Origin of the sequence: Uliginosibacterium sp. TH139, from assembly GCF_002855595.1 — a bacterium.
In the GTDB taxonomy this organism is placed as follows: domain Bacteria; phylum Pseudomonadota; class Gammaproteobacteria; order Burkholderiales; family Rhodocyclaceae; genus Uliginosibacterium; species Uliginosibacterium aquaticum.
Window position 1 is genome coordinate 15,392 of record NZ_PKRR01000001.1, and the last position, 25,426, is coordinate 40,817.

Genomic DNA, 25,426 nt, shown 5'->3' on the forward strand with positions numbered 1-25,426 from the left:
GTATCTCCGGAGGGGTTGAGATGCTTCAAACGGCTAGGTTTACGCCGCTTCGCCCCTGATCAGCAGCAGGGATTCGCTGCAGTCGATCAGAATCCTGCGCGGGGAGAAGTCCAGGGTACGCATTTTCATATCGTCGCAAGCGATCTGAAGACGATTGCCGGCCCATGTTCGGGCACCGGCTTTCTCTGAGTGCATACGCGCCGCGTGCTTTCAAGTGCTTGAAAACATGGGGAAGAACCCCCGTTTCTGATCTGATCGGACTCCGGGCTATTCCGGGACTTGTTCGGAGATCTCGATCAGATTCAGATCCGGGTCCCGCAGGTAGATCGAGCGAAGCTTGTGGGTGGCCCCCGTGCGCTGCACCGGACCTTCAATGATCGTTCCGCCAGCCTGGGTAATACGGGCGATCACTTCATCCAACGGGATGGCGGCGATGAAACACAGATCGAGCGCGCCCGGCACAGGCAGATGTGCCTTGGGCTCGAACTCGCTGCCACGCACATGCAGATTGATTTTTTGGTTGCCGAATTTCAGCGCATGCCGCCCGTTGCCGAACTGCTCGTGACGCATGCCCAGCAGCCCGGTGTAGAAGCGAATGGTGGCTTCCAGATTGGTGCTTGTGAGAACGAGGTGGTCAAGATGATCAATCATGTCGGGCTCGTTAGATTGGGTTGGGGAATGGCTTTGAGGCCTGCACTCTGCTCAGGGCTAAAGCGCTGCCTGCAGCTCAGGCCGCCAGCCACACCAGCCCCATGGCCAACGCGGCGGGAATGCCTTGCACGAAGAGGATCTTCTTGCCGACCGTGGCGGCGCCGAAAATGCCGGCCACCAGCACACAGCCAAGAAAGAACAGGCGCACCGCCACGCCCTCCGGCCCCAGCCACAGGCTCCAGAACAGGCCGGCGGCAAGGAAGCCGTTGTAGAGCCCCTGATTCGCTGCCAGCACACGGGAGGCCTGCGCGAACTCGTCACTCAGGCGGAAGGTTTTCTTGCCAAGCGGGTGGGTCCAGAGAAACATTTCCAGGATCAGGATCCAGCTTTGCAGCAGGGCGATAAGGAGGGTGGCGAGGCTGGCGGCGGTCTGCATGGAGGCTTGGGCCGGATCAGGCGGCTACATCCACGGCACTGGTGATGCTGATCGTGAGCGGCTGTGCGAGCAGCGGGGTAATCTGTTCTTTGAGGGTGAGGAAGTGAGCAGACTGGGCGTGGGCAATCAGGGCAGCCTGATCGGTATAGGCCTCTAAGAACTGGAAAGAGGTCTCGCCTTGCACGGTCTTGAAAAGGTCGTAGCGTAGGCAACCGGCTTCCTTGCGGGATTCGCTCACGGCGGCGCGCAGGATGATTTCGGCGGCTTCAAGATGCTCGGCTTTTGGGGTGACGCTGGCAAATACGTAAATGCTCATGGGTTTTCCTTGAATCCTGAATAAGGGTAAGCGGCGCAGGGAGCGGCAGCGCATGCTGCGCTCCCCGGCCAATGGCTTACTTGAGCTCGATGATGAACTTGTCGCGGCTGCGGCGCACCTTCTTCAGGTTTTGCAGCCAGTCGCCCTCGTCGGCACGGTAGCCGAGCGGCAGGATGATGACGGAACGCAGGCCGCGTGCCTTGAGGCCGAGGATTTCATCGACCTTGACCGGATCGAAGCCTTCCATCGGGGTGCTGTCCACGCCTTCTTCAGCGGCGGCGATCAGCGCAGTGCCGAGGCCGATGTAGGCCTGACGGGCTGCGTGCTGATAGTTGACCTCGGCATCGCGCGGCACATAGCTGCCAAGCACTTGCTGGCGATAGTTTTCCCAGCCTTCGTTCTTGAAGCCGCGCTCGTCGTTCACGAGGTCGAACATCATGTTGATGCGATCACTGGTGTAGTTATCCCATGCAGCAAAGACCAGCAGGTGCGAGGCTTCGGTGATCTGGGCCTGGTTCCAGGCATGCGGCTGGATCTGGGCACGCAACTCGGGATTGCTGACGACGATCACTTCATAGGGCTGCAGGCCGCTGGAGGTGGCGGTGAGGCGAATGGCTTCGAGGATGCGCTCGATCTTCTCTTGCGGCACCTGCTTCGCCGGGTTGAACTTCTTGGTGGCGTAGCGCCATTGGAGCTTTTTCAGCAGATCAGACATGGGGACTCACTTTCGATGTTTCAGGAGTGGGGATGAAACCGGAGGGTTTCAGGATAATGCCAAAAGGATTTTCTGGGCGACCAGTTCGGAGGAGGCCGGATTCTGCCCAGTGATCAGTGTGCCATCGACCACGGCGTACGGGGCCCAATCCGGCCCCTTGCTGTAGTGGCCGCCATTGGCCTGGAGCATGTCTTCAACGAGGAAGGGCACCACCTTCGTGAGCTGCACGGCCTCTTCTTCAGTGTTGGTGAACCCCGTGACGTGGCGGCCCTGCACCAGCGGCGTGCCATCGGCATTTTTTGTATGGCGCAGCACACCCGGGGCGTGGCACACAGTGCCCAGCGGTTTTCCAGCGGCAACGGCGGCTTCGATCAGAGTGATGGAGTGCGGGTCTTCAGCCAGATCCCAAAGCGGGCCATGACCGCCGGGGTAAAACACGGCGTCGAAATCGGCGAGCCGGACATCGGCAAGACGCAGGGTGCTGGCGAGATGAGCCACAGCCGCTGCATCGGCGCGGAAGCGATGGGTGGCTTCGGTCTGGAAGTCTGGCTCGTCGCTCTTGGGGTCCAGCGGCGGTTGGCCGCCCTTGGGTGAAGCGAGGGTGATGTTGAGTCCGGCATCCTTGAACACATAGTAGGGGGCGGCAAATTCTTCGAGCCAGAAACCAGTCTTGAGGCCGGTGTTGCCAAGCTGGTCATGCGAGGTGAGAACGATGAGGACGTTTTTCATGGTTTTGCTCCGTGTAGGGGCTGAGGTGTTCAGTCGGCCAGCTTGACGATCAGCTTGCCAAAGTTGCGGCCCTTGAGCAGGCCGATGAGTGCTTCGGGGGCGGCTTCAAGGCCATGCACAACGTCTTCGCGGAACTTGATCCGGCCGGCCGCAAACCATTCGCCCATCTGCTGCAGGAACTCCGGATAGCGATGGCCGTAGTCATCAAAAATGATGAAGCCCTGCATGCGGATGCGCTGCTTGAGAATGGTGCTGGCCAGCAGCGGCAGGCGATCCGGCCCCTCCGGCAGGCCGGTGGCGTTGTAGCTGGCGATCAGGCCGCACACGGGCACGCGGGCCTTGGTGTTGAGCAGGGGCAGCACGGCATCGAAGACCTTGCCACCGACGTTCTCGAAATACACGTCGATCCCGGCCGGGCAGGCAGCGGCAAGCTGTGCAGCCATGTCGTCCGCAAGGTGATCGATACAGGCATCAAAGCCGAGTTCCTGCGTCACATAGGCACATTTCTCCGCCCCACCCGCAATACCCACCACACGGCAACCGAGGATTTTGGCGATCTGCCCTACCACCGCGCCCACCGCTCCACTGGCGGCCGCGACCACTACGGTTTCGCCGGCCTTGGGCTGGCCGATATCAAGCAGGCCCATATAGGCCGTGAAGCCGGGCATGCCCAGCACGCCCAGCGCAAGGGAAGGCTGGGCGAGATCACCGAGCTTGTGCAGACCACTGCCGTCGGAGAGGAAGTAGTCCTGCCAGCCGGTATAGGCCAGCACCAGGTCACCGGCCTTGAAATCCGGATGCAGCGAGTTTTCGACGCAGCTTACCGTGCCGCCCACCATCACATCGCCGAGTTCCACCGGCTTGGCGTAGGACTTGGCGGCGCTCATACGGCCACGCATATAAGGATCCAGCGAAAGGTAGAGCGCACGCAGCAGTACCTGGCCCTGGGCGGGCTGCGGTACGGGTGTGGTTTCGAGGCGGAAATTGGCGGCCGTGGGCTCGCCGACAGGGCGGGAAGCCAGCACGATGCGGCGGTTGAGAGAGGCAGATGCGCTCATGGGAGAGTCCTCGGGCATTTCGCACTAGACCGATCGTCTAGTTCGGGATCAAAAAAAGCGGCGAGGCCTTTGCCCCACCGCGTGCGTCGTGTTGTTTCAGTTCAGTTGCAGCAGCTCGCGGGTTTTTTCCATGGCGCCGGCAAAGGCGCTGTCGTCCCGCCGCAGCTTGGCCAGCAAGGATGCGCCGAGCCAGGCTTCATACAGCCATTGCGCCAGCGCCGCGGCATCCTGCGGATTGCCGATCGAGCCATCTGCCTGGCCAGCAGAGACATGCCCGGCCAGCTCGCGCAGCACAGCATCGGTGGCCGCCAGCATGCGAGCCCGCATCGCTTCGGAAAGATCAGCCACCTCGGCACTGAGCTTCACGATCAGGCAGTACTCGGCCGCATCATCGCCGCGCTGGGTTTCGGCCCAGCGCTCGAAATAAGTCAGCAGCCGCTGTGCGCCATCGAGCCCGGGCCGCGCGTTGAGCGCCGCCAGACGATTCAGGTAGCTGGCCTCGTAGCTCTCCAGCAAGGCCACGCCGAAGGCTTCCTTCGACGCGAAGTAGTGATAGAAGGAGCCCTTGGGCACTTTTGCGGTCGTCAGAATCTCGGCCAGCCCGACCCCCACGAACCCCTTGGCCGCAATGAGTTGCTGGCCACAGGCAAGGATGTGCTGACGGGTATCGGGGCGTTCGGAGTTCATGGCCTGGATCCTAAAGCAAAAATAGACCGGTCGTCTAGTTAATTTTTGTGTGCCCAGAACGACTCGCTCCCAGGCCTGGCCATGCATCGGCGTCAGTCGCTGCGCGCGCCCTCCTCGGCAAGATCGGCATTGAAACCTGGCCCTTCTCCCCCATATCAGGAAAACGGACACACGCCCGGCCGGGGAATCTTTTGCCGGATCCTCGCTCTGAACCTCCATCTTCCCCGCACCCAGCCGGCTCGCTGGCTACAAGGATCACCTGTCATGCCTTCACCCGTTTTCATCCGTATCCCCTCTTCGCGCCCACGCACCCCAGCCGGCCCCTTTACCCGGATCGTGGCGGGGCTGTTCACGCTGGTGGCGATCGTGGCCATGGTGATGTTCTCGGTGGTGGCGCTGGGCGTAGTGCTGGTCGGGGGCGCAGTGTTTCTGGGCTATTTCTGGTGGAAGACTCGCGCCCTGCGCCGTGCCTTGCGAGCCCAGCCCCCCGTGCAGCAGGAGCCCTTTGCACCACGCAGCCCAGCTGAGAACTCCGATGGCATGGTGATCGAAGGCGAGATGATCCGCGAGGTGCCTGATCATGAGGCGCAGCGCCGGTGAATTTGAGGTAGGGTCACGAAGCAATACAGGCTTGCCGCTTCACTCTGGAAAGACTCCAAGAAAAAGGCCTCGCGTACTGCGAGGCCTTTTCATTTCATACTCCAACACACCTCAATCCCAGCTCAATGCCCCGCCGGTCTGGTACTCGGTGACGCGGGTCTCGAAGAAGTTCTTCTCCTTGCGCAGGTTGGCTTGCTCGTCCAGCCAGGGCAGCACGTTCTCGGCGCCCGGGAAGGGTTCGGCCAGGCCGATCTGACGCGCGCGGCGGTTGGCGATGAAGCGGAACTGGGCACGGTGCAGATCGGCCGAGTAACCGAGGATGGGCTCGCGCAGGATGTAGCCGGCATAGCCTGACTCAGCGGCTTCGGCTTCTTCCCACAACTCCTGCACAGCGCGCGGATCGAGTGTGAGGTTCTCTTCCTTGAGCAGCTCGCGCACCACGCGGATGCCGAAGGCGCAGTGCAGGACTTCATCGCGCATGATGTATTGCAGCTGCTCGGCGGCGCCCTTCATGAGGCCACGGCGCTGCAGGGCGAAGATCGGCGTGAAGCCGTTGTAGAACCAGCAGCCTTCGAAGATGCCGGCGAAGAACATGTAGGAGAGCGCGAACTCGTGCAGGTTGTCGCGATCGGCGAGGTCGAAGTCGGAACGCATGACACGCTCGAGGCGACGGTTGGCCAGCGAGATCTTGGCGTTGATCTCGGGCACCACACGGTAGCGGTTGTAGATCTCCTGCTGATCGATGCCCAGGGTTTCGATGCAGTGTTGGTAGGTCCAGGTGTGCAGCGCTTCTTCGTACACCTGACGCGCCTGGTAGATCTGCAGTTCGGGCGCGCTCATCTTTTCCATCACCGCCAGGCCGATGTTGCGCATGGCGAGGATGTCCGAGGTGGTGAGGTAGGCCAGCACGTTTTCGAACACATGGCGCTCCGCCGGCGTGAGTTTATGCTGGTAATCATGCACGTCCTGCGCCATCGAGATTTCGAGCGGGGTCCAGTGGTTCTTGTTGGCGTTGAGGAAGAAATCCCAGGCCCACGGATACTTGAACGGGGCGAGCTGGTTGATATCGCCCTGACCGTTGACGATGCGTTTGTCCTGCGCGCGGACGGCAGCCAGCGCAGGGTGCGGCATGTTGCCGGTGACACCACGCGGCACCGGCGCAGCCGCCTGCGGCGCCGGTGCGGAGCCGGTCGCCACGGGCTGGAGGGCGGGCGCGGGGCTGCCCCAGTCTTCGAAATTCAGGGAGCTCATTGGCAGGCCTCGCATTCGGGGTTGTCGATGGAGCAGAACTTGGGCTCGGCGGGCACATTGATCTGCTCGACCGGGGCGGAGGTTTTCTCCATGGCGGTGGCACCGAGGGTGCGAAGGTAGTAGGTGGTCTTCAGGCCACGCTTCCAGGCCAGCTTGTAGATCTCGTCGAGCTTGCGGCCCGAGGGCGCAGCCAGGTACAGGTTCAGCGACTGGGCCTGATCGATCCACTTCTGGCGGCGCGCGGCGGCTTCGATCAGCCACACCGCGTCCACCTCGAAAGCAGTGGCGTAACGGGCCTTGAGCTCGGCCGGGATACGGTCGATGCGGGCCAGCGAGCCATCGAAATACTTCAAGTCAGCGATCATCACTTCATCCCACAGGCCGAGGGCTTTCAGATCGCGTACCAGGTGTTCGCCCACCACCGTGAATTCACCGGAGAGGTTGGATTTCACGTAGAGGTTCTGATAATCCGGCTCGATGCAGGCGGAGACACCGATGATGTTGGAAATGGTGGCGGTAGGTGCGATGGCAACGCAGTTGGAGTTGCGCATGCCGTAGCGGCCGATCTGGCTGCGCAGGGCATCCCAATCGAGGCGCGCGCTGCGATCTACTTCCACCGCTTCGCCGCGACCTTCTTCGAGCAGGGCAATCGACTCGTGCGGCAGGATGCCACGATCCCACAGGCTGCCACGGTAGCTGGAGTACACACCACGCTCGCGGGCCAGCTCGCTGGAGGCCCAGTAGGCCTGATAGCAGACGGCTTCCATGGAGCGATCGGCAAATTCGACGGCTTCATTCGAGGCGAAAGGCAGGCCCATGCGGTGCAGGCAGTCGGCATAGCCCATCACACCGAGGCCCACCGGGCGGTGGCGCAGGTTGGAAGTGCGCGCCTTGGGGGTGGCGTAGAAATTGATGTCAACCACGTTGTCGAGCATGCGCATGGCGGTGCTGACGGTGCGGGCGAGCTTGGCCTGATCAAGCTGCCACTCACCCTCGATCTGCACCAGGTGGGCCGGCAGGTTCACCGAGCCGAGGTTGCACACGGCGGTCTCGGTGTCGGAGGTGTTGAGGGTGATCTCGGTGCACAGGTTGGAGCTGTGGACCACACCGGCATGCTGCTGCGGCGAGCGCAGGTTGCACGGATCCTTGAAGGTGATCCAGGGATGGCCGGTCTCGAACAGCATGGTCAGCATCTTGCGCCACAGTTGCACGGCGGGCAGCTTCTTGTGCAGCTTGAGCTCGCCACGTGCGGCCTTCTCTTCGTAGGCCTCGTAGGCAGTGCGGAAGGCGCTGCCGAATTTCTCGTGCAGGTCGGGCACATCGGAAGGCGAGAACAGGGTCCAGTCTTCACCGGCGATCACGCGCTGCATGAAGAGATCCGGAATCCAGTTGGCGGTGTTCATGTCGTGCGTGCGGCGGCGCTCATCGCCAGTGTTCTTGCGCAGCTCCAGGAACTCCTCGATGTCGAGGTGCCAGGTCTCCAGATAGGCACACACCGCGCCCTTGCGCTTGCCGCCCTGATTCACGGCCAGCGCCGTGTCATTGACCACCTTGAGGAAGGGGATCACGCCCTGGCTCTTGCCGTTGGTGCCTTTGATGCGGCTGCCCAGCGAACGCACCGGGGTCCAGTCGTTACCCAGGCCACCGGCATACTTCTGAAGCAGGGCATTTTCCTTCACCGCCTGATAGATGCCGTCCAGATCGTCAGCTACCGTGGTCAGATAGCAGGAGGAGAGCTGCGAGTGGCAGGTGCCACTGTTGAACAGGGTCGGCGTGCTGCTCATGAAATCGAAGCTGGCAAGCAGCTGGTAGAACTCGATGGCGCGCGCTTCGCGGTCGATCTCATTCAGTGCCAGTCCCATCGCCACGCGCATGAAGAAACTCTGCGGCAGCTCGATGCGGCGCTCTTCGATGTGCAGGAAGTAGCGGTCGTAGAGCGTTTGCAGGCCGAGGTAGTCAAAGCGCAGATCGTTGTCGGCCTTCAGGGCGGCAGCCAGGCGCGGCAGGTCGTATTCAGCCAGACGCGCATCGAGCAGGCCTGCCTTGACGCCTTCGCGGATCAGGCCTGGGAAAGCTTCCGGCAGGCGCGCAGCCATGGCGACCTGGCCCAGCTCCTCACCCAGCACTTCGATGCTCACGCTGCGCAGCAGCAGGCGGGCAGCCAGCTTGGAATAATCCGGATCACGTTCGATCAGGGTGCGCGCCGCGAGCACCAGAGACTGACGCACGGAAGCCACCGGTACGCCGTCGTAGAGATTGTGCAGGGCGTGTTCGAGCACGGTTTCGGCGGACACATCCCCCAAGCCAACGCAGGCTTCACGAATCTGGCCAAGCAGGGCAACTTCATCCAGCGGACGACGCTCGTCGCCATCCAGCACATGCAGGCGGGCCGGCGCGGCAGCGGGCACGGCAGCCTGCTGGGCGGCGCGTTCGGAAGAGCGCTTCTCACGGTAGAGCACATAGGCCCGGGCCACATCGTGCTGGCCGGCGCGCATCAGGGCCAGTTCGACCTGATCCTGCACATCTTCGATATGCACCGTGCCGCCGCCAGGCAGGCGGCGGGTCAGCGCACCGACCACAGTCGCCGTAAGCTGATTCACCAGCTCGCGGATGCGCGCCGAAGCGGCGCCTTGCCCACCCTCGACCGCGATGAAAGCCTTGGACAGCGCCACGCTGATTTTCTCAGCCTGGAAGGGCACCACAGCGCCATTGCGGCGGATCAGCTCGAGACCTGCCTGGCTGGCGGCAAAGTCGGATTCGCTGCTGGAAATGCTGCTGGGCGCGCTGCTGCGGGCGGCCTCGACCGCGATGGCGGAATGTTGCATGCCGGCTCTCTCTCTTGATGGGGAACGGCATGCCGGGGGGCGGTGAACGCAGGCCTGCAGGCAGCGTCGCATCGGCCCCGGAGACACCCCGCTCCAGTTGATGTTTTATCTGTGTGACGGCCGGTCTCCTGGCTGCCGGGTCAAAGCCTGTCGGCAGCCTTCCCGGATCATCCCAGTGGCATGCCGGCACTCGCCGGTCACAGTTGCGGGGGCAGCGCCAGCGAGCTGGCTTCCCGACACCGTCGGGACGGAGTGTAGGGGCTGTATTTAGTCGGAGTCAAGCCGATGACAACTATACCTAGTAGCAGATACAAATAACCCGACTAGATGTAGTGAAATCCAGAAAACCGCTTGCGGGCTTGCTGCAGGGCCACTTGCACTGGTTTTGTGCCACCCGGCGCGCTTACTCCTGGCGCACCAGACGCACGCCATCCACCACCATCACCCACTCACCCTGCTCCGGGTGCGGACGCTGGCTGACAACGAAGGTGGCCGAGGCCGGCCCCAACCCGGCAACGATGTTGTCGCCCTCGAAACGCTGGATCGGCACATCCAGCGAGGTACTGTTGCTACCCTGGGCGCGCTGGTAATACAGGCGGCCGTCACTGCTGATCGACAGCAGCATGCCAGGACCCTCCCAGTCGCCGGCATAGATCTCCTTGTCGGCAGGCAGGGGTTCGCTGCACGCGCTGAGCAGCAGCAGGATGAGAGGCAGGAGGCGTTTCATGCGGAGCATCTTCCAGGCGTAAAAAGCCCGGCAAGCGCCGGGCTAAGGGGCTCAGCCGCCCGTGGCGAGGCGATAGGCCAGGTCCGGCGAGAACTGGCCGGCGCCGGCTGCACAGCCATCGGCTTCGCCCGGGGCCTTGAGCCACAGCGCCATCTCCATGCCGCTACCAAGACTCAGTACCTTGCTGGTGGCACCGACCTTGCGGCCAGCCGGGTCGCACCATTCGCTGCCGTTCGGGCCATTGCCGTTGCGCGAAGAGTCGATCACATAAGGCTTGGCGGCACTGCCCTGGAGCTGAAGCTGCGCGATCACGGCCGCGCCGTGGGTCTGCAGTTCGGTATCGGCCCGGTAGTTGGACACGTTCAGGGCAAAACCACGCACCCGCGCCACACCGGCATTGATCAAGCGGGTAGCAGTATCAGCCGCACTCTTCCAGTTCGAATGGCCTGCATCGATATAGACCCAGGCATTCGGAGCCTTGGCGGCAAACTGGTCGACGGCGTAATTGAGCAGTGCCAGGCGCGCCGTGCGGTCGGCATCCGAGGGCAGGCAGTCGAGCTGCATCAGCGCGTCCGGCTCAAGGATCACGATCGCCGGCTTGCTGCCGATGCCACCAGCAAATGCGCTGATCCAGGTCTTGTAGGCGTCACCACCGCTGGAGCCGCCGGCGCTGTAAGAGCCGCAATCACGGCTGGGAATGTTGTAGGCAATCAGCAGCGGGATCTTGCCGGCGCTCTGCGCCGCGCTGGCATAGCCACTCACGGCAGTGGCGATATCGCCACTCCATTCGCCGAACCACTTGCCGAAGGCCTGCTGGGCGATCGCGCTGTTGATGGTGGCGGTGCGTGAGTCAGCGGGATTGGCGGCTACCCAGTTGCGCACCTGCGAATTCGGGTCGGAGTAGAAGGCGCTGAAGCCATTGCTGAGGCCCAAACCTCCGCTGGCACTGCTCGCCGTGCTGGAACTGGCGATGCTGCTGGCCGCTGTGCTGCTCGCCTGAACCGAAACCGACGACGCGGAGGCGCCTCCACTGCTACCCGCACTTCCACCGCCGCCGCCACACGCGGCCAGCATGAGAGCGGCCACCGCTCCGACCAGAAAGACCTGACGCATTGCTTCACTCCCCGAAACTGCTTGTTATGTGCGTGGAATCCTAAGCAGAATCCGTGACTTAATTCACGGAAACTCGACCAGTGGCACTGCGCTGCTGCCAGCTGTGAGGCTCGCCGCGGGCTCTGGCCTGCGTTATCCTCGCCCGGCATCCTGACCGGCTCCCTGCGCATGTCCATCGAACCTTCCCGCTCCACCCTGCAGCTTCTCGGCGCCCGTCGATTCGGCCCGCTGTTCCTCACGCAGTTCTGTGGCGCGTTCAATGACAACGTGTTCAAGAACACGCTGCTGCTGCTGATCACCTTCCAGGCCGGCCAGGTGCTCGGACTGGCGCCGGCGGTGGCGGTGCAACTGGCGGCGGGGCTATTCGTACTGCCCTTCTTCCTGTTTTCGGCGCTGGCTGGCCAGCTGGCGGACAAGTACGACAAGAGCCGCCTGATCCGCATCATCAAGGCGGTGGAGATCGGTATCGCAGTGGTCGCCAGCGTGGGTTTCTTCACCCGCCATGTGGAGCTGCTGCTCTTCGCCCTGTTCATGATGGGCTTGCACTCCACCTTCTTCGGCCCGCTCAAGTATTCGATCCTGCCGCAGCACCTGCATCCGGACGAACTTGTCGCCGGCAATGCCTGGGTGGAGAGCGGCACCTTCGTGGCGATCCTTGCCGGCAGCGTGCTCTCCGGCCTGCTGATGGCCATTCCGCAGATCGGAGCGGACCTGTGCGGCGTGCTCACGGTGATCGTAGCGGGGCTGGGTTACGCGGCCAGCCGGCGTATTCCGCCGGCGCCTTCACCCGCGCCAGAGCTCAAGGTGAGCCACAACTTCATCGCCGAAACCTGGCGCAACCTGAAGCTCGCCGCGCGCAACAAGACCGTGTTCATGGCGCTACTGGGCATCTCTTGGTTCTGGTTCTTCGGCGCCCTGCTGCTGACCGAGTTCGCCCCTTATGTGCAGGGTGTGCTGGGCGGCGATGAGCTGATGGTTACCACCTTGCTGGGTACCTTCATCGTCGGCATCGCGACGGGCTCCTTCCTGTGCGAGCGCATGTCGGGCAAGCATGTGGAGCTGGGCCTGGTGCCGCTCGGCACGCTGTGCATCAGCCTGTTTGCCTTCGACCTGTGGCTGGCCAGCCCCACCGGTACGCCAGCAGCGCTCACCCTGGCGGGTTTCCTGGCCAAGCCCGCCAGCTGGCGCATCCTCCTCGACATGGTGATGATCGGCGTCGGTGGCGGCTTTTTCACCGTACCACTGTATGCGCTGATGCAGAGCCGCTCGAATGTGGCCGAACGCTCGCGCATCATCGCCGCCAACAACATCCTGAATGCCGCTTTCATGGTGGCCTCGGCCGGCATCACGGCTGGGCTGCTCGCCGCCGGGCTCACGATCCCGCAATTGTTCCTGGTTTGCGCGCTGCTGAATCTGCTGGTTGCCGGCCTGATCTACCGCGCCGTGCCCGAGTTCTATCTGCGCTGCATCGCGTGGACGCTGACCCACAGCATCTACCGCGTAGCCCCCAGCGGCCTCGCCAATGTGCCGGCCAGCGGCCCGGCGCTCGCCGTGTGCAACCACGTGAGCTTCGCCGATGCGGTGATCCTGATGGGCGTGCTGCCGCGCCAGCCGCGCTTCGTGATCGATCACCAGATCAACCGCACACCCTTCGTGCGCTGGCTGTTCCGCGCCAGCCGCTGCATTCCGGTGGCCAGCGCGCAGGAGGACCGCGAATCGGTGCAGCGCGCCTATGAAGAAATTGCCCGCGCGCTGGACGCCGGCGAGCTGATCTTCATCTTCCCCGAAGGCACGATCACCCGCGACGGCGAGATCGGCCCCTTCAAGGGCGGCCTCAACAAGATCCTGCGCCGCAACCCGGTGCCGGTGATTCCGATGGCCCTGCGCGGGCTGTGGGGCGGCTATTTCTCGCGCGCCTACGGCAGTGCGATGAGCAAGCTCTTCCCGCGCGGCTTGCGCAATCGCGTCGAGCTGGTAGTGGGCGAGGTGCTGGCGCCGGAAGGGCTCAAGCCGGTCGAGCTGCGCGAGCGCATCCTTGAGCTGCGCGGCGACTGGAGATGAAGGCCCCCTTGCTGCTGGGCGTGGACTTCACCTCCGCGCCCAGCCGCCGCAAGCCGATCACCGTGGCCCGTGGCGAGCTGAGGGCAAACGGTTTGCAACTCGCCGGCATCGAATCCTGCGCGGACTGGGCCAGCTTTGAAGCGGTGCTGGCCCGCCCCGGCCCCTGGCTCGGCGGCTTCGATTTCCCCTTCGGTCTGCCGCGCGCGCTGGTCGAGCAACTCGGCTGGCCGCAGGACTGGGCCGGGCTGATCCAGCACATTCACACGCTCGGCAAGCCGGCCTTCAAGGCTGCGCTCGATGCAGTGCGTGAGGGCCGGCCGATGGGCAGCCGCTACCTGCACCGCGCCTGTGACGGGCCAGCCCGCTCGCACAGCCCGATGAAGCTGGTCAATCCGCCGGTCGGCCTGATGTTCTTCGAGGGCGCGCCACGCCTGCTCTCCGCCGGCCTGAGTCTTCCCGGCCTGCACGCCGGCGACCCGCAGCGCCTCGCCCTGGAAGCCTATCCGGCCCTGCTGGCGCGCCGCTTTACGCAGGCCTCCTACAAGAGTGACGAGCGTGCGAAGCAGACACTGGAGCGCCGTGCCGAGCGCGAAAAGATCATCGCCGGCCTGTGCGCGGGTGCGGCTGGGCCGGTGCTGGACCTGCCCTCCGCGCTGGCCGCGCAACTGCTCGATGACGCCAGCGGCGACAGCCTCGACGCCGTACTGGCCCTGCTGCAGGCCGCCCACGCCTGGCTGCTGCGCGACGAAGGTTTCGGGCTGCCGGCGGGAGTCGATCCGCTTGAGGGCTGGATCGTCGGCTGCCCGCGCTAAACTGGGTCCTTTGTCCGCAATTTCCGCTTCATGCACGCCAGCGCTCCTGCCCGCCACTTCAGCCGTGATGACATCCTGCGCACCCTGGGTGCGGACGCACTCGCCAAGGGCGAGGCCTACATCGCCGCAGTGAGCCAGCTGCATGTGAGTGATTTCGAGGTCAGCGCGCTGGTGCAGGGCACCGAGCGGCGGCCTTACACGGTGCGTGTCGTGTTCCATCCGGCCAAGCGTGGCACCCAGCTCAACGCCTCCTGCACCTGCCCGGTCGGCAACGCCTGCAAGCACTGCGCCGCCACCCTGCTGGCCGCCATCGATCAGCGCGGCGAGAAGAAGGCCCTGCCGGACCCGGCCGTACTGGCTTGGCTGCGCGATTTCCGCGAAGAAGTGGAAGCGCCCGCCAAGCGCGAGGCCACGCGCAGCCGCGAGCAGCTCTTCTACCTGCTTGAAGCCTCGCCGGACGGGCGCCTGCTCACGGTGCGCCTGTACAAGATCCGCCCGGCGCTGAATGGCGGCCTGCCGGAGCGCCCGGCCGAGTGGGGCAACATCGAGCGTGCCCTGATCCAGCCGCCGGCCTTTGTGGACGACAATGACATTGCCATTCTGCGGGCACTGTGGCTGACGCGCGACCGCGAAGGCTACTACCTGCGCCTGCGCCTCGATGGCTGCAAGGTCGAAGAAGTGTTGCCGCGTCTGCTCGCGACCGGCCGCTGCCATTTCAGCAGCCTGCAGCTCGCCGCGCTGCAGCCAGGCCCGGCGCGCACGGCGCGGCTGGGCTGGCAGATGCGCGAGGATGGCTGCCTGCATCCGGCGATCGAAGGGCTCGCCGGCCTGCGCCTGCTGCCTACCGAGCCGCCCTGGTATGTGGACGAAGCCGGGCACAGCGCGGGTCCGCTGGAACTGGGCCTACCACCGCGGCAGGCCAGCCGCCTGCTCGGCGCCCCACCCCTGCGCCCGGTGGATGCAGCCGTGGTGGCACGCGAGCTGGCCGAATTCGCGCCGGATTTGCCGCGCCCGCAGGGCCGCGCCACGGCCTTGCGCGAAGTGCGCGTGGCACCGCAGCCACGCCTGCGCCTCTACAGCCGCATGGTCGACACCGCCAAGCGCTGGCGCCAGTACCCGCCGCTGTTCCGCGACTGGCTGGATTTCGCCCAGCCCGCTTTCGACTACGCCGGCATCGAGGTGGCGCTGGACGACACGCGCGAGTTCCGCGTGCTGGGCAGTGAAACCGTGCGCCTCGTGCGCGATACCGCCGCCGAGCTGCGCGCGCTGGAGTTGTTGGCGCGCCTCGGTTTCGAGGCGCTCCCGCGGGGCCTGTTCCAGTACTGGTCCCAGCCCACCGAAAAGAACCTCTTCGCACTCGCCGCCGCAGAGGACTGGCAGCACTGGATGAGCCGGCTCGCACCGGCCTTGCGCGCCGCCGGCTGGGCACTGGAGCTGACCGCAGATTTCCGCCACCACATCGTCGAGATCGACGACTTCTTCAGCGACATCGAACCCGGCGAAAACGGCTGGCTGGAAGTGAGTCTGGGCTTCGAGCTGGAAGGGCGGCGCGTCGAGCTGGCGCCCTTGCTGGCGGGCCTGCTGGAGCATCCGGCGGTGAGCCGTGCCGGCGGGCTGGACAAGCTCGCGGACGACGCCCGCCTGCAACTCACGCTGGATGAAGGCCAGCGCGTGAGCCTGCCGGTGGCGCGCATCCGCCCGGTGCTGCGGGCCTTCCTCGATCTCTTCGACGGCAGCGCCCGGCTGCGCCTCTCACCACTGGACGCCGCCCGGCTCAGCGAGGTTCCGCCGCCCCGCTCGCAGGACGGCCTGCGGGCGCTGCAGGTCGCCCGCCAGCGTCTGCACGAACTGGCCCGTCCCGCACCGGTGGCCCAGCCCCCCGGCATGGGCCTGCAGCTGCGCCCCTATCAGCTTGAGGGTCTGGCCTGGCTGCAGCAGCTGCGCGCGCTCGATCTGGCCGGCATCCTCGCCGACGACATGGGCCTCGGTAAGACCGCCCAGACCCTCGCCCACCTGCTCACCGAGAAGCAGGCTGGCCGTCTGGAACGCCCGGCGCTAGTGGTGCTGCCGACCTCGCTGGTCTTCAACTGGCAGCGCGAAGCTGCGCATATCGCGCCGGCCTTGCGCGTGCTGGCTCTGCACGGCCCGCAGCGCGATTTCGCGGCGATTGGCCAGCATGATGTGGTGCTCACCACCTATCCGCTGGTGTGGCGCGACGCCGAGCAGCTCAAGGCGCACAGCTACCACCTGCTGATTCTCGATGAGGCGCAGACCGTGAAGAACGCCGCCAGCAAGGCCGCCGCCACGGTGCGCGAGCTCGATGCGCGGCACCGCCTGTGCCTCACCGGCACGCCGATGGAGAACCACCTCGGCGAGCTGTGGAGCCAGTTCGATTTCCTGCTGCCGGGCTTTCTCGGTGACAACCGCGATTTCACCCGGCGCTGGCGTACCCCGATTGAAAAGAATGGCGACAGCCTGCGCCGCGAGCTGCTCTCACGCCGCGTAAAGCCCTTCATCCTGAGGCGTCGCAAGGAAGACGTGGCCAGCGAATTGCCGCCCAAGAACATCGTGCTGCGCACGGTGGAGCTGGCCGGCAGCCAGCGCGATCTCTACGAAACCGTGCGCGCGGCGATGGACGAGAAGGTGCGCGCCGTGGTCGCCGACAAGGGTTTCAAGCGCAGCCAGATCGTGATTCTCGATGCGCTGCTCAAGCTGCGTCAGGTGTGCTGCGATGCGCGCCTGCTGGACATGCCCAGCGCCACGCGAGTTAAGGAGCGCGCCAAGCTCGATCTCTTGATGGAGATGCTGCCCGAGCTGATCGAGGAAGGCCGCCGCGTGCTGCTGTTCTCGCAATTCACCAGCATGCTGAGCCTGATCGAAGCCGAGCTGAAGCAGGCCGCCATCGGCTACGTGAAGCTCACCGGCCAGACGCGCAAACGCCAGGAAGCCGTGGAAGCCTTCCAGAGCGGGCAGGTGCCGCTGTTCCTGATCAGCCTGAAGGCCGGCGGCGTGGGGCTCAACCTCACTGCCGCAGATACCGTGATCCACTTCGACCCGTGGTGGAACCCGGCGGCCGAGGATCAGGCCACCGACCGCGCGCATCGCATCGGCCAGAGCAAGTCCGTCTTCGTCTACAAGCTGATCGCCGCCGGCAGCATTGAGGAGCGCATCGTCGCCCTGCAAGAGAAGAAATCCGCGCTGGCCGCTGCGGTGCTCAGTGGCGATGCGGAGGGCGAGCTGAAGTTTAGCGAAGCCGACATCGCCGAGCTCTTTGCACCCTTGCCGGAATGAATAAAGCCCGGCGCGAGGCCGGGCTTTGGATTTCGTAGGTGCGGCTTCAGCCGCACGCGGGACGTGGTGGCGGACTGAAGTCCGCCCTACAGCGGCCCTGCTACTTTAGCGCATCGCACGCAGGCGACGAATGCGCTCTTCGGTAGGCGGGTGGGTCGAGAAGAGCCCGGCCAAGCCACCGCCCGAAAGCGGGTTCATGATCATCATCTGCGCCGTGGCCGGATGCTCGTCCGCCACCGGCATCGGAATGCCGCGCGCGTAGTAGTCGATCTTCTGCAGCGCGTCGGCCAGCGCATCCGGGTCACCGCAGAACTGAGCACCGCCCGCATCGGCTTCGTATTCACGCGCCCGAGAAATCGCCATCTGGATCAGGCTGGCGGCCAGCGGAGCAAGCAAGGCGACGGCGATGCTGGCAATCGGATTGGCCGGGCGGCCATTCTCATCGCGCCCGCCGAAGAACATCGCGAAATTGGCGAGCGCCGAGATCGCGCCGGCCATGGTGGCCGAGATCGTCGAGATCAGGATGTCGCGGTGTTTCACATGGGCCAGCTCGTGCGCCATCACGCCACGCAGTTCGCGCTCGGTGAGCATCTGCAGGATGCCGGTGGTGGCCGCCACGGCAGCGTTTTCCGGATTACGGCCGGTGGCGAAGGCGTTGGGCTGGTGCTCATCAATGATGTACACCTTGGGCATCGGCAACTGGGCGCGCTGAGCGAGCTGCCTGACCATGTTGTAGAGGTAGGGCGAGCTGGCCTCGTCGACTTCCTGCGCGTTGTACATGCGCAGCACCATCTTGTCCGAGAACCAGTAGGAGAACACGTTCATCGCGCCGCCGAAGAGTAGCGCCAGGATCATGCCCTGCTTGCCGCCGATCATCGCGCCGACCACGCCGAACAAGGCCACGATGCCCGCCATCAGGATCGAAGTCTTGAGCCAGTTGAACATTGTCTTAACCTGCCTTCCAGAGATAAACCGTGCTCATGCACGCGAAGCTTAGATGGGGGTCAGGAAAAAAGATTCAATCCTGGTTCAGGCGGGCAGATCGAAGCGGGCACCGGCTGTCAGCGCAAAACCGCGCAGAAAATCCCCGGCCGGCAGGCGTTTGCTGCCCGGCTTCTGCAGCACGGTCAGGCGCAAGGCGCCTTCGCTACAGGCCACCACAACACCGTTTGCATCTGCGCTCAGCACCGTGCCGGGTTCGCCAGAACCCGGCATTGCTTCACCTGCCCACAGCTTGAGCGGCGTGCCGGCGATGTTCGCCGCGCCACCGGGAAAGGGGTCGAATGCGCGCAGCTTGCGCGCCAGCACAGCGGCGGGCTGGCGGAAATCGAGCTGGCTCTCGGCCTTGTCGATCTTGTGGGCGTAGGTGACGCCGTCTTCAGGCTGGACCGTTGCCGGCAAGGGACCATTTTCGAGCGCCCGCAGCGCCGCGACGATCATCTCGCCGCCCAGTGCAGCAAGCTTGTCGTGCAGGCTGGCGGTGGTGTCGGCGGACAGGATTGGTAGCGATTGCTTCAACAGCATCGGGCCGGTGTCCAGCCCGGCTTCCATCTGCATGATGGTGATGCCGGTCTCGGCGTCGCCCGCTTCGATGGCGCGGTGAATCGGTGCTGCACCACGCCAGCGCGGCAGCAGTGAGCCGTGGATGTTCAGGCAGCCCAGGCGCGGCAGATCCAGCACCATTTGCGGCAGGATCAGGCCGTAGGCGGCCACGACCAGCACGTCGGCGCCACAGGCAGCGAGCGCAGCCTGCTGCTCGGGCGTGCGCAGCTTTTCGGGCTGGTCGAGCGGAATGCCGTGTTTCAGCGCGACCGATTTGACCGCCGAGGGTTGCAGCTGCATGCCGCGCCCGGCCGGGCGATCCGGCTGGGTCAGCACCAGCGGCACTTCAAAACCTGCGGCAAGGATGGCGCGCAAGGCGACGGCGGCAAATTCCGGGGTTCCGGCGAAGGCGATTTTCATTTTCTGGGTTGCGAAGACTGAGGATTGAGGACCGGGCAAACATGCACCGACAGTGTCGGTAGGAAGTGCTCACCGAGCGCTCAGCACGCGTATGGCTCAGTCCTGTGCATCAAGCCGTAATGCGTGCCTTCTTGGCAAGTTTGGTCTTGATGCGGTTCTGCTTGAGAGGCGAGAGATATTCGACGAAAACCTTGCCTTCGAGGTGATCCATCTCGTGCTGCACACATACGGCGAGCAAGCCATCGGCCTCGAACTCGATCCGCTCGCCCTTCTCGTTCAGGGCACGTACCGTCACATGCTCGGACCGAGTCACCGTGTCATAGATGCCTGGCACCGACAAACAACCTTCTTCGCAGGTCTGCTCGCCATCGCGCGCAATGATTTCCGGGTTGATCAGGGCCAGCAGGCCACTTCTGTCTTCAGAGACATCAATGACGATGACGCGTTCATGCACATCAACCTGGGTGGCGGCCAGGCCAATGCCCGGTGCCTCGTACATGGTCTCAGCCATGTCACGCACCAGCTTGCGGATACGCTCGTCCACAACAGCCACCGGTTTGGCCTTGGTATGCAGTTTGGGATCGGGATAGCGGAGGATGGGCAGCAGCGCCATTTGTCTGAAAAACCCTTGCTGGATGAGTGAGCTACATGCAGAATCTAACGCAAAACTTGAATATCTGCAGCGTCTGGTCAAGTAATGAATAGGCCGGCTGCAAAGCAGCCTGCACGCCTAACAAGGCGAGGAGTTTAGCGTTTCCGGAACGACTCCGCGCCGCGACCAACCATTTACGGGGTTCGCAATGCTCAGAAAATCGCTTCTCGCACTGATCGTGGCCATGGCCACCGCTTACGCCGGTGCCGCCGACAATTCGCCGATCGCCGATAGTGCGCCAGACAGCTATACGGTCAAACAGGGTGACACCCTGTGGGGTATCTCCGGCATGTTCCTCAAGCAGCCTTGGCGCTGGCCGGAAGTCTGGAAGATGAACCAGGAGCAGATCCGCAATCCGCACCTGATCTATCCGGGTCAGGTGGTAGTGCTGGATCGTGCCAACGGCACTCTCTCGATCGGCAAGTCAGTCGATGGTCAGGTGACCGGGGGGGACCGCCTGTCACCTCAGGTGTATTCCAAAGACGCTCTTTCCCCGATCGCCAGCATCCCGCTGGAAGCCATCCGTGCCTTCCTCGTCGAACCGCTGGTCGACGAGTATGGTGACAATCCCGCGCTGCCAACCATCGTCGCCAACCAGGAAAGCCGTGTGATTGTCGGCGCACGTGGTGACACCACTTACGCCCGCAACCTCACGCCCGGCATCGACGCATGGGACATTTATCGCCGCGCCCAGCCGATCAAGGATCCGTACTCGGGTGCCGTGCTGGGCCATGAAGCCAAACTGGTTGCCAAGGCCCGCGTGGTGCAGCCCGAAGCCAACGGCAAGGTCGCCGAACTGGCACTGACCGACTCGGTCAGTGAAGTGATTGCTGGCAATCGCCTGGAGCCCTCATCCAAGACGAGCTTGATGGCAGCACCGCCGCACCCGCCAGCAGCCTCTCTGCAGACTTCCGTAGCCTCCATTTACGATGGCGTAAGCGACGCAGGCCGTGGTTCGGTCATCGCTATCGCCGCCGGCCGTGATCAAGGCATGGAACCTGGCCATCTGGTTGCACTGACGCGGGTGAACGGCACGGTCACCTATCTGGAAAGCCTGCGCAGCTCGCAGAAGGTCAATCTGCCGGACTCCCGCATCGGCCTGGCCTATGTGTTCCGCACCTTCAATCGGCTTTCCTACGCCCTGGTAATGGACGCCACCGGCCCGGTCAAGGTCGGCGACAAGGTCAGCGCGCCTTGACGCATTGAGCGCCAGCGACCTGCGCTACTGGCTGCGCCTGTGCCTGATTCCGGGCATCGGCCCGGAACGGCAGCGAGAGCTGCTGGCTACCTTCGGACTGCCCGAGCGGATCTTTGCCGCCGGGCAGTTTTCTTTGGCGCAGGTGATCGGTGAGAAGCTTGCCACCGCCCTCCGTACCCACGACAACAGCGCCCTGGTCGAAACCGCACTGGTCTGGGCTAATGAGCCTGGCAATGCCATCCTGACTCTTGGCGACGCCACCTATCCCCAGGCGCTGCTGCAGATCGCCGACCCTCCCAGCCTTCTCTACGCCAAGGGACGCGTCGAATTGCTGCAGCAGCCAGCCATCGCCATGGTTGGCGCACGTGCTGCCACACCGCAGGGTGAAGCCAATGCTGAGGCCTTCGCGGAAGCCTTTGCGGCCGCCAACCTTACCGTGATTAGCGGCCTTGCGCTGGGGGTCGATGCGGCAGCCCATCGCGGCGCGCTGAAAGCCGCCGGCAGCACCATCGCGGTGATCGGCACCGGAGCCGACCGGATCTACCCGGCACGCAATGCCGCGCTTGCCCGGCGCATTGCCGAGAATGGCCTGGTGATTTCGGAATTCCCGCTCGGCACGCCACCGACACCCTACAACTTCCCTCGCCGCAACCGCATCATTTCTGGCCTCGCGCGCGGTGTGCTGGTGGTGGAAGCGGCGGTGGATTCCGGTTCGCTGATCACCGCCCGCACGGCGATCGAACAGGGGCGTGATGTGTTTGCGATTCCCGGCTCGATCCATTCACCGCAGGCGCGTGGCTGCCATCGCCTGATCAAGCAGGGCGCCAAGCTGGTCGAAAGCGCCCAGGATGTGCTCGAAGAGCTCGACTGGGCCCACAACGCCCACATCGCCCCGGTGGTATCCCAGGCAAGCGCTGACGCGGAGGAGCTCGGCTTGCTCGGTCAGATGGGCTTTGATCCGGTCGATCCGGACACACTAGGCACTCGGGCGGGCTTGACGCCGGATGCGCTCTTCGCCATCCTGACCACACTGGAACTCGACGGACGCATTGCGCGCTTGGCCGGGGGCCGGTTCCAAAGAATCACCTAGTGCCGCGCCGTTTGGCGGCACACAAGCAGGAGCTGCCATGATCGACATTCTGGTTTATCTGTTCGAGACTTATGGCTACGCGGATGCCTGCCCGGAAGAGCCGGAGCAACTGACCCGCAAACTCACTGCCGTCGGTTTTGAAGAAGGCGACATCGCCGAAGCGGTCGAATGGCTCAGCGGCCTGCGCCTGGTCGCCAGTCAGGCGGCCCCCAAACCGGCCAGCGGTTCGATGCGCATCTTCACCGAAGCGGAAAGCGCCCGCCTGGACGTTGCCAGCCGCGGCTTCATGAGCTTCCTTGAAAGTGCCGGCGTGCTCGATATGCGCAGGCGCGAAATGGCCATTGAACGAGCCATGGCGCTGCCTGAGGCAGAGATCGGCCTGTCCCAGTTCAAGGTCATCGTGCTGATGGTGCTGTGGCAGGAGCGTGCCAGTGTCGACGCCCTGATTCTCGATGAGCTGCTCACCGACGAAGTCGAAACCGTCGAGGATGAGTGGCAAACCACGGTAGCCGTGCACTGAAAGCCAAGAGCCGGCTTTCAGCGGGAAAACTTGCGCCGCCGGGCGCAGCACTTCTATCATCCAGAGCAGTTTCAACAACCGCGGCTTTACAGCCGCGTTTTTTTGCCTGTCCAGGCCACCATGACCAAACAACTCATCATCGCCGAAAAACCCTCTGTTGCTCAGGATATTGCCCGGGCGCTGGGCGGCTTTACCCGCCAGGGCGACTATTTCGAGAGCGATGACTACGTATTGTCCTCAGCCGTCGGCCACCTGCTTGAGCTGGCTGTGCCGGAGGAATTCGAGGTCAAGCGCGGTAAGTGGAGCTTCACCCACCTGCCGATGATCCCGCCACACTTCGCACTGAACCCGATCGAGAAGAGTGCTGAACGCCTGCGCCTCCTGACCAAGCTGATCAAGCGCAAGGACGTGAGCGGCCTGATCAACGCCTGTGACGCGGGGCGCGAAGGTGAGCTGATCTTTACTTATGTAGCCCAGCACGCCGGCACCGCGAAGCCGGTACAGCGCCTGTGGCTGCAAAGCATGACCGCACAGGCTATTCGCGACGGCTTCCAGCGTCTGCGCACGGCCAACGAGATGAGTGGCTTGCGCGAAGCGGCAATGTGCCGCGCCGAGAGTGACTGGCTGATCGGCATCAATGGCACCCGCGCCATGACCGCCTTCAACTCCAAGAGCGGCGGCTTCCATCTGACCACCGTGGGCCGGGTACAGACGCCGACGCTGGCCATCGTAGTCGAACGCGAAGAACGCATCCGCGCCTTCAAGTCGCGCGATTACTGGGAAGTCGAAGCCACGTTCGGCGTCTCCGCTGGCGAATATGCCGGCCGCTGGTTCGACGAAAACTTCAAGAAGCCGGAGGATGACGAGCACGCCACCGCGCCGCGCATCTGGGACAAGGCCAAGGCCGACGCCATCCGCACCAAATGCGCCGGCAAGCCGGGCAAGGTTGAGGAGGAGTCCAAGCCTTCGACTCAGCTCTCGCCTCTACTCTTCGACCTGACCTCCTTGCAGCGCGAGGCCAACGGCCGTTTCGGCTTCTCAGCCCGCACCACCCTGCAGCTGGCCCAGGCCCTGTACGAAAAGCACAAGGTGCTGACCTATCCGCGGACCGATTCGCGCGCCCTGCCTGAAGACTACGTGGCGACCGTACCAGGCATTCTCGGTGCGCTGCCGGACGAGTACATCGGTTTTGCCACCCAAATCATCAAGCGTGGCTGGGTCAAGCCGAACAAGCGCATATTCAACAATGCCAAGATCTCGGACCACTTTGCCATCGTGCCGACCGGTACCGCGCCGAAGAGCCTGAGCGAAGCCGAGTACAAGATCTACGACCTGGTCACCAAGCGTTTCCTCGCCGTATTCTTCCCGGCCGCTGAATACCAGATCACCACCCGCATCACCCGCGTCGAGAACGAGGCCTTCAAGACCGAGGGCAAGGTTCTCGTGAACGCTGGCTGGCTGGCCATCTATGGCAAGGAAGCCGCGATCGAGGGCGAAGAGGCAACCGGCTCGCTGGTGCCGGTACAGGCTGGCGAAGGCTCGACAACCGAAGAAATTCACGTCAAGGCCAGCGTCACCAAGCCGCCCGCACGCTACAACGAAGCCACCCTGCTCTCCGCCATGGAAGGCGCAGGCAAACTGGTCGACGATGAAGAGTTGCGCGCTGCGATGGGCGGCCGTGGCCTCGGTACGCCGGCCACCCGCGCCCAGATCATCGAGAACCTGATCGCCGAAACCTACATGCTGCGTGAAGGCCGCGAGCTGATCCCGACCGCCAAGGCCTTCTCCCTGATCACCCTGCTCAAGGGTCTGGGGATCACCGAGCTGTCTTCCGCCGAGCTGACCGGCGAGTGGGAATACAAGCTGGCGCAGATGGAGAAGGGCCTGCTCACGCGTGCCGAATTCATGGGCCACATCGAGGCCATGACGCGCGAGATCGTGGAACGCGCCAAGACCTACGATTCAGACACCATCCCCGGCGACTTCGGCATTCTCGAAGCCCCTTGCCCCAAATGCGGCGGCCTGATCCGCGAGAACTACAAGAAATTCCAGTGCTCAGATTGCGACTACTCGCTGTGGAAGATCGTCGCCGGTCGCCAGTTCGAACCGCACGAGATCGAAACCTTGCTCACCACCGGCCGCGTCGGCCCGCTGCTGGGCTTCCGCAACAAGATGGGGCGTGCCTTCAACGCCGAAATTCGCCTCAATGACGACAAACTGCCCGAGTTCGACTTCGGTCAGCCACGTGACGGTGAAGCCGCCGAAGCGCCGGACTTCTCGGCCCAGACCAGCCTCGGCAGCTGCCCCAAGTGTGCCAGTGGCGTGTATGAACACGGCACCACCTATGTCTGCGAGAAGGCTGTTGGCCCCGAAAAGAGCTGCGACTTCCGCTCCGGCAAGGTGATCCTGCAGCAGCCGATCGAAATCGAGCAGATGCAGAAACTGCTCACCACCGGCAAGACGGATCTGCTGCGCCTGTTCGTATCTTCACGTACGCATCGCAAGTTCTCGGCCATGCTGGTGTGGGATGCCAAGGCCGGCAAGGTCGGCTTCGAATTCGAGCCACGTGCCCCCAAGGCTCCCAAGGCGGGTGCAGCCAAGGCCGTCGCGGTGACCGAGGGCGAAGAGGCAACGGCAGCGGCCCCCGCAGCCAAGGCCAAGGTCGCCAAGAAACCGGCAGCGACCAAGACAACCCGCACCCGCAAGGCTGCCAGCTGAACCGGCGCCTGCAG

At 64.0% G+C, this 25,426-nt stretch carries 22 protein-coding genes and 1 riboswitch; of the genes, 8 read left to right on the forward strand and 14 right to left on the reverse strand.

All coding sequences use genetic code 11. From position 1 onward, the window contains the following. Window positions 1–267: 267 nt before the first annotated feature. The 7 genes from C0V76_RS00055 to C0V76_RS00085 all read right to left on the reverse strand — a co-directional run bounded on the left by C0V76_RS00055 (window position 268) and on the right by C0V76_RS00085 (window position 4,592). Window positions 268–651, reverse strand: a complete 384-nt coding sequence (locus tag C0V76_RS00055) for a VOC family protein (RefSeq protein ID WP_101940329.1) — start codon at window positions 649–651, stop codon at window positions 268–270. A 76-nt stretch (window positions 652–727) separates the two neighbouring features. Beyond that, the gene (locus tag C0V76_RS00060; protein WP_101940330.1) at window positions 728–1,087 is read right to left on the reverse strand and encodes a DUF1304 domain-containing protein; all 360 of its coding nucleotides are present in this window, start codon (window positions 1,085–1,087) and stop codon (window positions 728–730) included. Between the two features lie 16 nt (window positions 1,088–1,103). Beyond that, window positions 1,104–1,403: a putative quinol monooxygenase gene (locus C0V76_RS00065; protein ID WP_158239093.1), complete on the reverse strand. Its 300-nt coding sequence runs from the start codon at window positions 1,401–1,403 to the stop codon at window positions 1,104–1,106. Window positions 1,404–1,479: 76 nt separating this feature from the next. Then, window positions 1,480–2,118, reverse strand: a complete 639-nt coding sequence (locus C0V76_RS00070; protein ID WP_101940332.1) for an NAD(P)H-dependent oxidoreductase — start codon at window positions 2,116–2,118, stop codon at window positions 1,480–1,482. A 48-nt stretch (window positions 2,119–2,166) separates the two neighbouring features. After that, the gene (locus C0V76_RS00075; RefSeq protein WP_101940333.1) at window positions 2,167–2,847 is read right to left on the reverse strand and encodes a type 1 glutamine amidotransferase domain-containing protein; all 681 of its coding nucleotides are present in this window, start codon (window positions 2,845–2,847) and stop codon (window positions 2,167–2,169) included. Window positions 2,848–2,876: 29 nt separating this feature from the next. After that, window positions 2,877–3,905: an NADP-dependent oxidoreductase gene (locus C0V76_RS00080; protein ID WP_101940334.1), complete on the reverse strand. Its 1,029-nt coding sequence runs from the start codon at window positions 3,903–3,905 to the stop codon at window positions 2,877–2,879. A gap of 96 nt (window positions 3,906–4,001) precedes the next feature. Continuing rightward, complete coding sequence (locus C0V76_RS00085) at window positions 4,002–4,592, reverse strand: TetR/AcrR family transcriptional regulator (RefSeq protein WP_101940335.1); 591 nt, start codon at window positions 4,590–4,592, stop codon at window positions 4,002–4,004. Window positions 4,593–4,856: 264 nt separating this feature from the next. Between C0V76_RS00085 and C0V76_RS00090 the strand changes: the two genes are divergently transcribed. Beyond that, window positions 4,857–5,192, forward strand: a complete 336-nt coding sequence (locus tag C0V76_RS00090) for a hypothetical protein (RefSeq protein ID WP_101940336.1) — start codon at window positions 4,857–4,859, stop codon at window positions 5,190–5,192. Between the two features lie 111 nt (window positions 5,193–5,303). On the opposite strand, the gene C0V76_RS00095 is transcribed toward C0V76_RS00090, so the two are convergent. From C0V76_RS00095 to C0V76_RS00110, 4 genes are all read right to left on the reverse strand, one after another. Then, a complete protein-coding gene (locus C0V76_RS00095) occupies window positions 5,304–6,443 on the reverse strand; it encodes a ribonucleotide-diphosphate reductase subunit beta (protein WP_101940337.1) in 1,140 nt (379 codons plus the stop codon). Beyond that, complete coding sequence (locus C0V76_RS00100; RefSeq protein ID WP_101940338.1) at window positions 6,440–9,268, reverse strand: ribonucleoside-diphosphate reductase subunit alpha; 2,829 nt, start codon at window positions 9,266–9,268, stop codon at window positions 6,440–6,442. Before C0V76_RS00100 ends, C0V76_RS00095 begins: the two co-directional genes overlap by 4 nt. A 100-nt stretch (window positions 9,269–9,368) precedes the next feature. Continuing rightward, window positions 9,369–9,527, reverse strand: a riboswitch (cobalamin riboswitch). Between the two features lie 144 nt (window positions 9,528–9,671). Beyond that, window positions 9,672–9,995 (reverse strand): hypothetical protein, encoded by a 324-nt coding sequence (locus C0V76_RS00105; RefSeq protein WP_101940339.1) that lies wholly within the window; start codon window positions 9,993–9,995, stop codon window positions 9,672–9,674. 51 nt (window positions 9,996–10,046) lie between these two features. Further along, entirely contained in the window at window positions 10,047–11,108 is a 1,062-nt protein-coding gene (locus tag C0V76_RS00110) for a glycoside hydrolase family 6 protein (RefSeq protein WP_216821606.1), read from the reverse strand. A 168-nt stretch (window positions 11,109–11,276) separates the two neighbouring features. Here C0V76_RS00110 and C0V76_RS00115 point away from each other — a divergent pair, with 168 nt between their 5' ends. The 3 genes from C0V76_RS00115 to C0V76_RS00125 are packed head-to-tail and all read left to right on the forward strand — an operon-like array spanning window position 11,277 to window position 17,272. Continuing rightward, window positions 11,277–13,169 carry an MFS transporter gene (locus tag C0V76_RS00115; protein WP_101940340.1) on the forward strand — a complete coding sequence of 631 codons (1,893 nt, stop codon included), beginning with the start codon at window positions 11,277–11,279 and terminating at the stop codon, window positions 13,167–13,169. Then, window positions 13,166–13,981 (forward strand): DUF429 domain-containing protein, encoded by an 816-nt coding sequence (locus C0V76_RS00120; protein WP_101940341.1) that lies wholly within the window; start codon window positions 13,166–13,168, stop codon window positions 13,979–13,981. Before C0V76_RS00115 ends, C0V76_RS00120 begins: the two co-directional genes overlap by 4 nt. 30 nt (window positions 13,982–14,011) lie before the next feature. Next, entirely contained in the window at window positions 14,012–17,272 is a 3,261-nt protein-coding gene (locus C0V76_RS00125) for a DEAD/DEAH box helicase (protein ID WP_101940342.1), read from the forward strand. 105 nt (window positions 17,273–17,377) lie between these two features. On the opposite strand, the gene htpX is transcribed toward C0V76_RS00125, so the two are convergent. From htpX to def, 3 genes are all read right to left on the reverse strand, one after another. Next, complete coding sequence (gene htpX / locus C0V76_RS00130) at window positions 17,378–18,217, reverse strand: zinc metalloprotease HtpX (protein ID WP_101940343.1); 840 nt, start codon at window positions 18,215–18,217, stop codon at window positions 17,378–17,380. Window positions 18,218–18,301: 84 nt separating this feature from the next. Then, window positions 18,302–19,234, reverse strand: coding sequence for a methionyl-tRNA formyltransferase (gene fmt, locus C0V76_RS00135; protein WP_101940344.1), 933 nt, complete (start codon window positions 19,232–19,234; stop codon window positions 18,302–18,304). Between the two features lie 109 nt (window positions 19,235–19,343). Then, entirely contained in the window at window positions 19,344–19,847 is a 504-nt protein-coding gene (gene def / locus C0V76_RS00140; RefSeq protein WP_101940345.1) for a peptide deformylase, read from the reverse strand. Window positions 19,848–20,034: 187 nt separating this feature from the next. Between def and C0V76_RS00145 the strand changes: the two genes are divergently transcribed. The 4 genes from C0V76_RS00145 (at window position 20,035) to C0V76_RS00160 (ending at window position 25,412) form a co-directional block, all read left to right on the forward strand. Continuing rightward, window positions 20,035–21,084 (forward strand): LysM peptidoglycan-binding domain-containing protein, encoded by a 1,050-nt coding sequence (locus C0V76_RS00145; protein WP_101940346.1) that lies wholly within the window; start codon window positions 20,035–20,037, stop codon window positions 21,082–21,084. A 4-nt stretch (window positions 21,085–21,088) separates the two neighbouring features. Then, entirely contained in the window at window positions 21,089–22,174 is a 1,086-nt protein-coding gene (dprA, locus tag C0V76_RS00150) for a DNA-processing protein DprA (protein ID WP_101940347.1), read from the forward strand. Between the two features lie 37 nt (window positions 22,175–22,211). Then, a complete protein-coding gene (locus tag C0V76_RS00155; protein ID WP_101940348.1) occupies window positions 22,212–22,694 on the forward strand; it encodes a DUF494 family protein in 483 nt (160 codons plus the stop codon). Between the two features lie 120 nt (window positions 22,695–22,814). After that, window positions 22,815–25,412 carry a DNA topoisomerase III gene (locus C0V76_RS00160; protein WP_101940982.1) on the forward strand — a complete coding sequence of 866 codons (2,598 nt, stop codon included), beginning with the start codon at window positions 22,815–22,817 and terminating at the stop codon, window positions 25,410–25,412. Window positions 25,413–25,426: the final 14 nt, after the last annotated feature.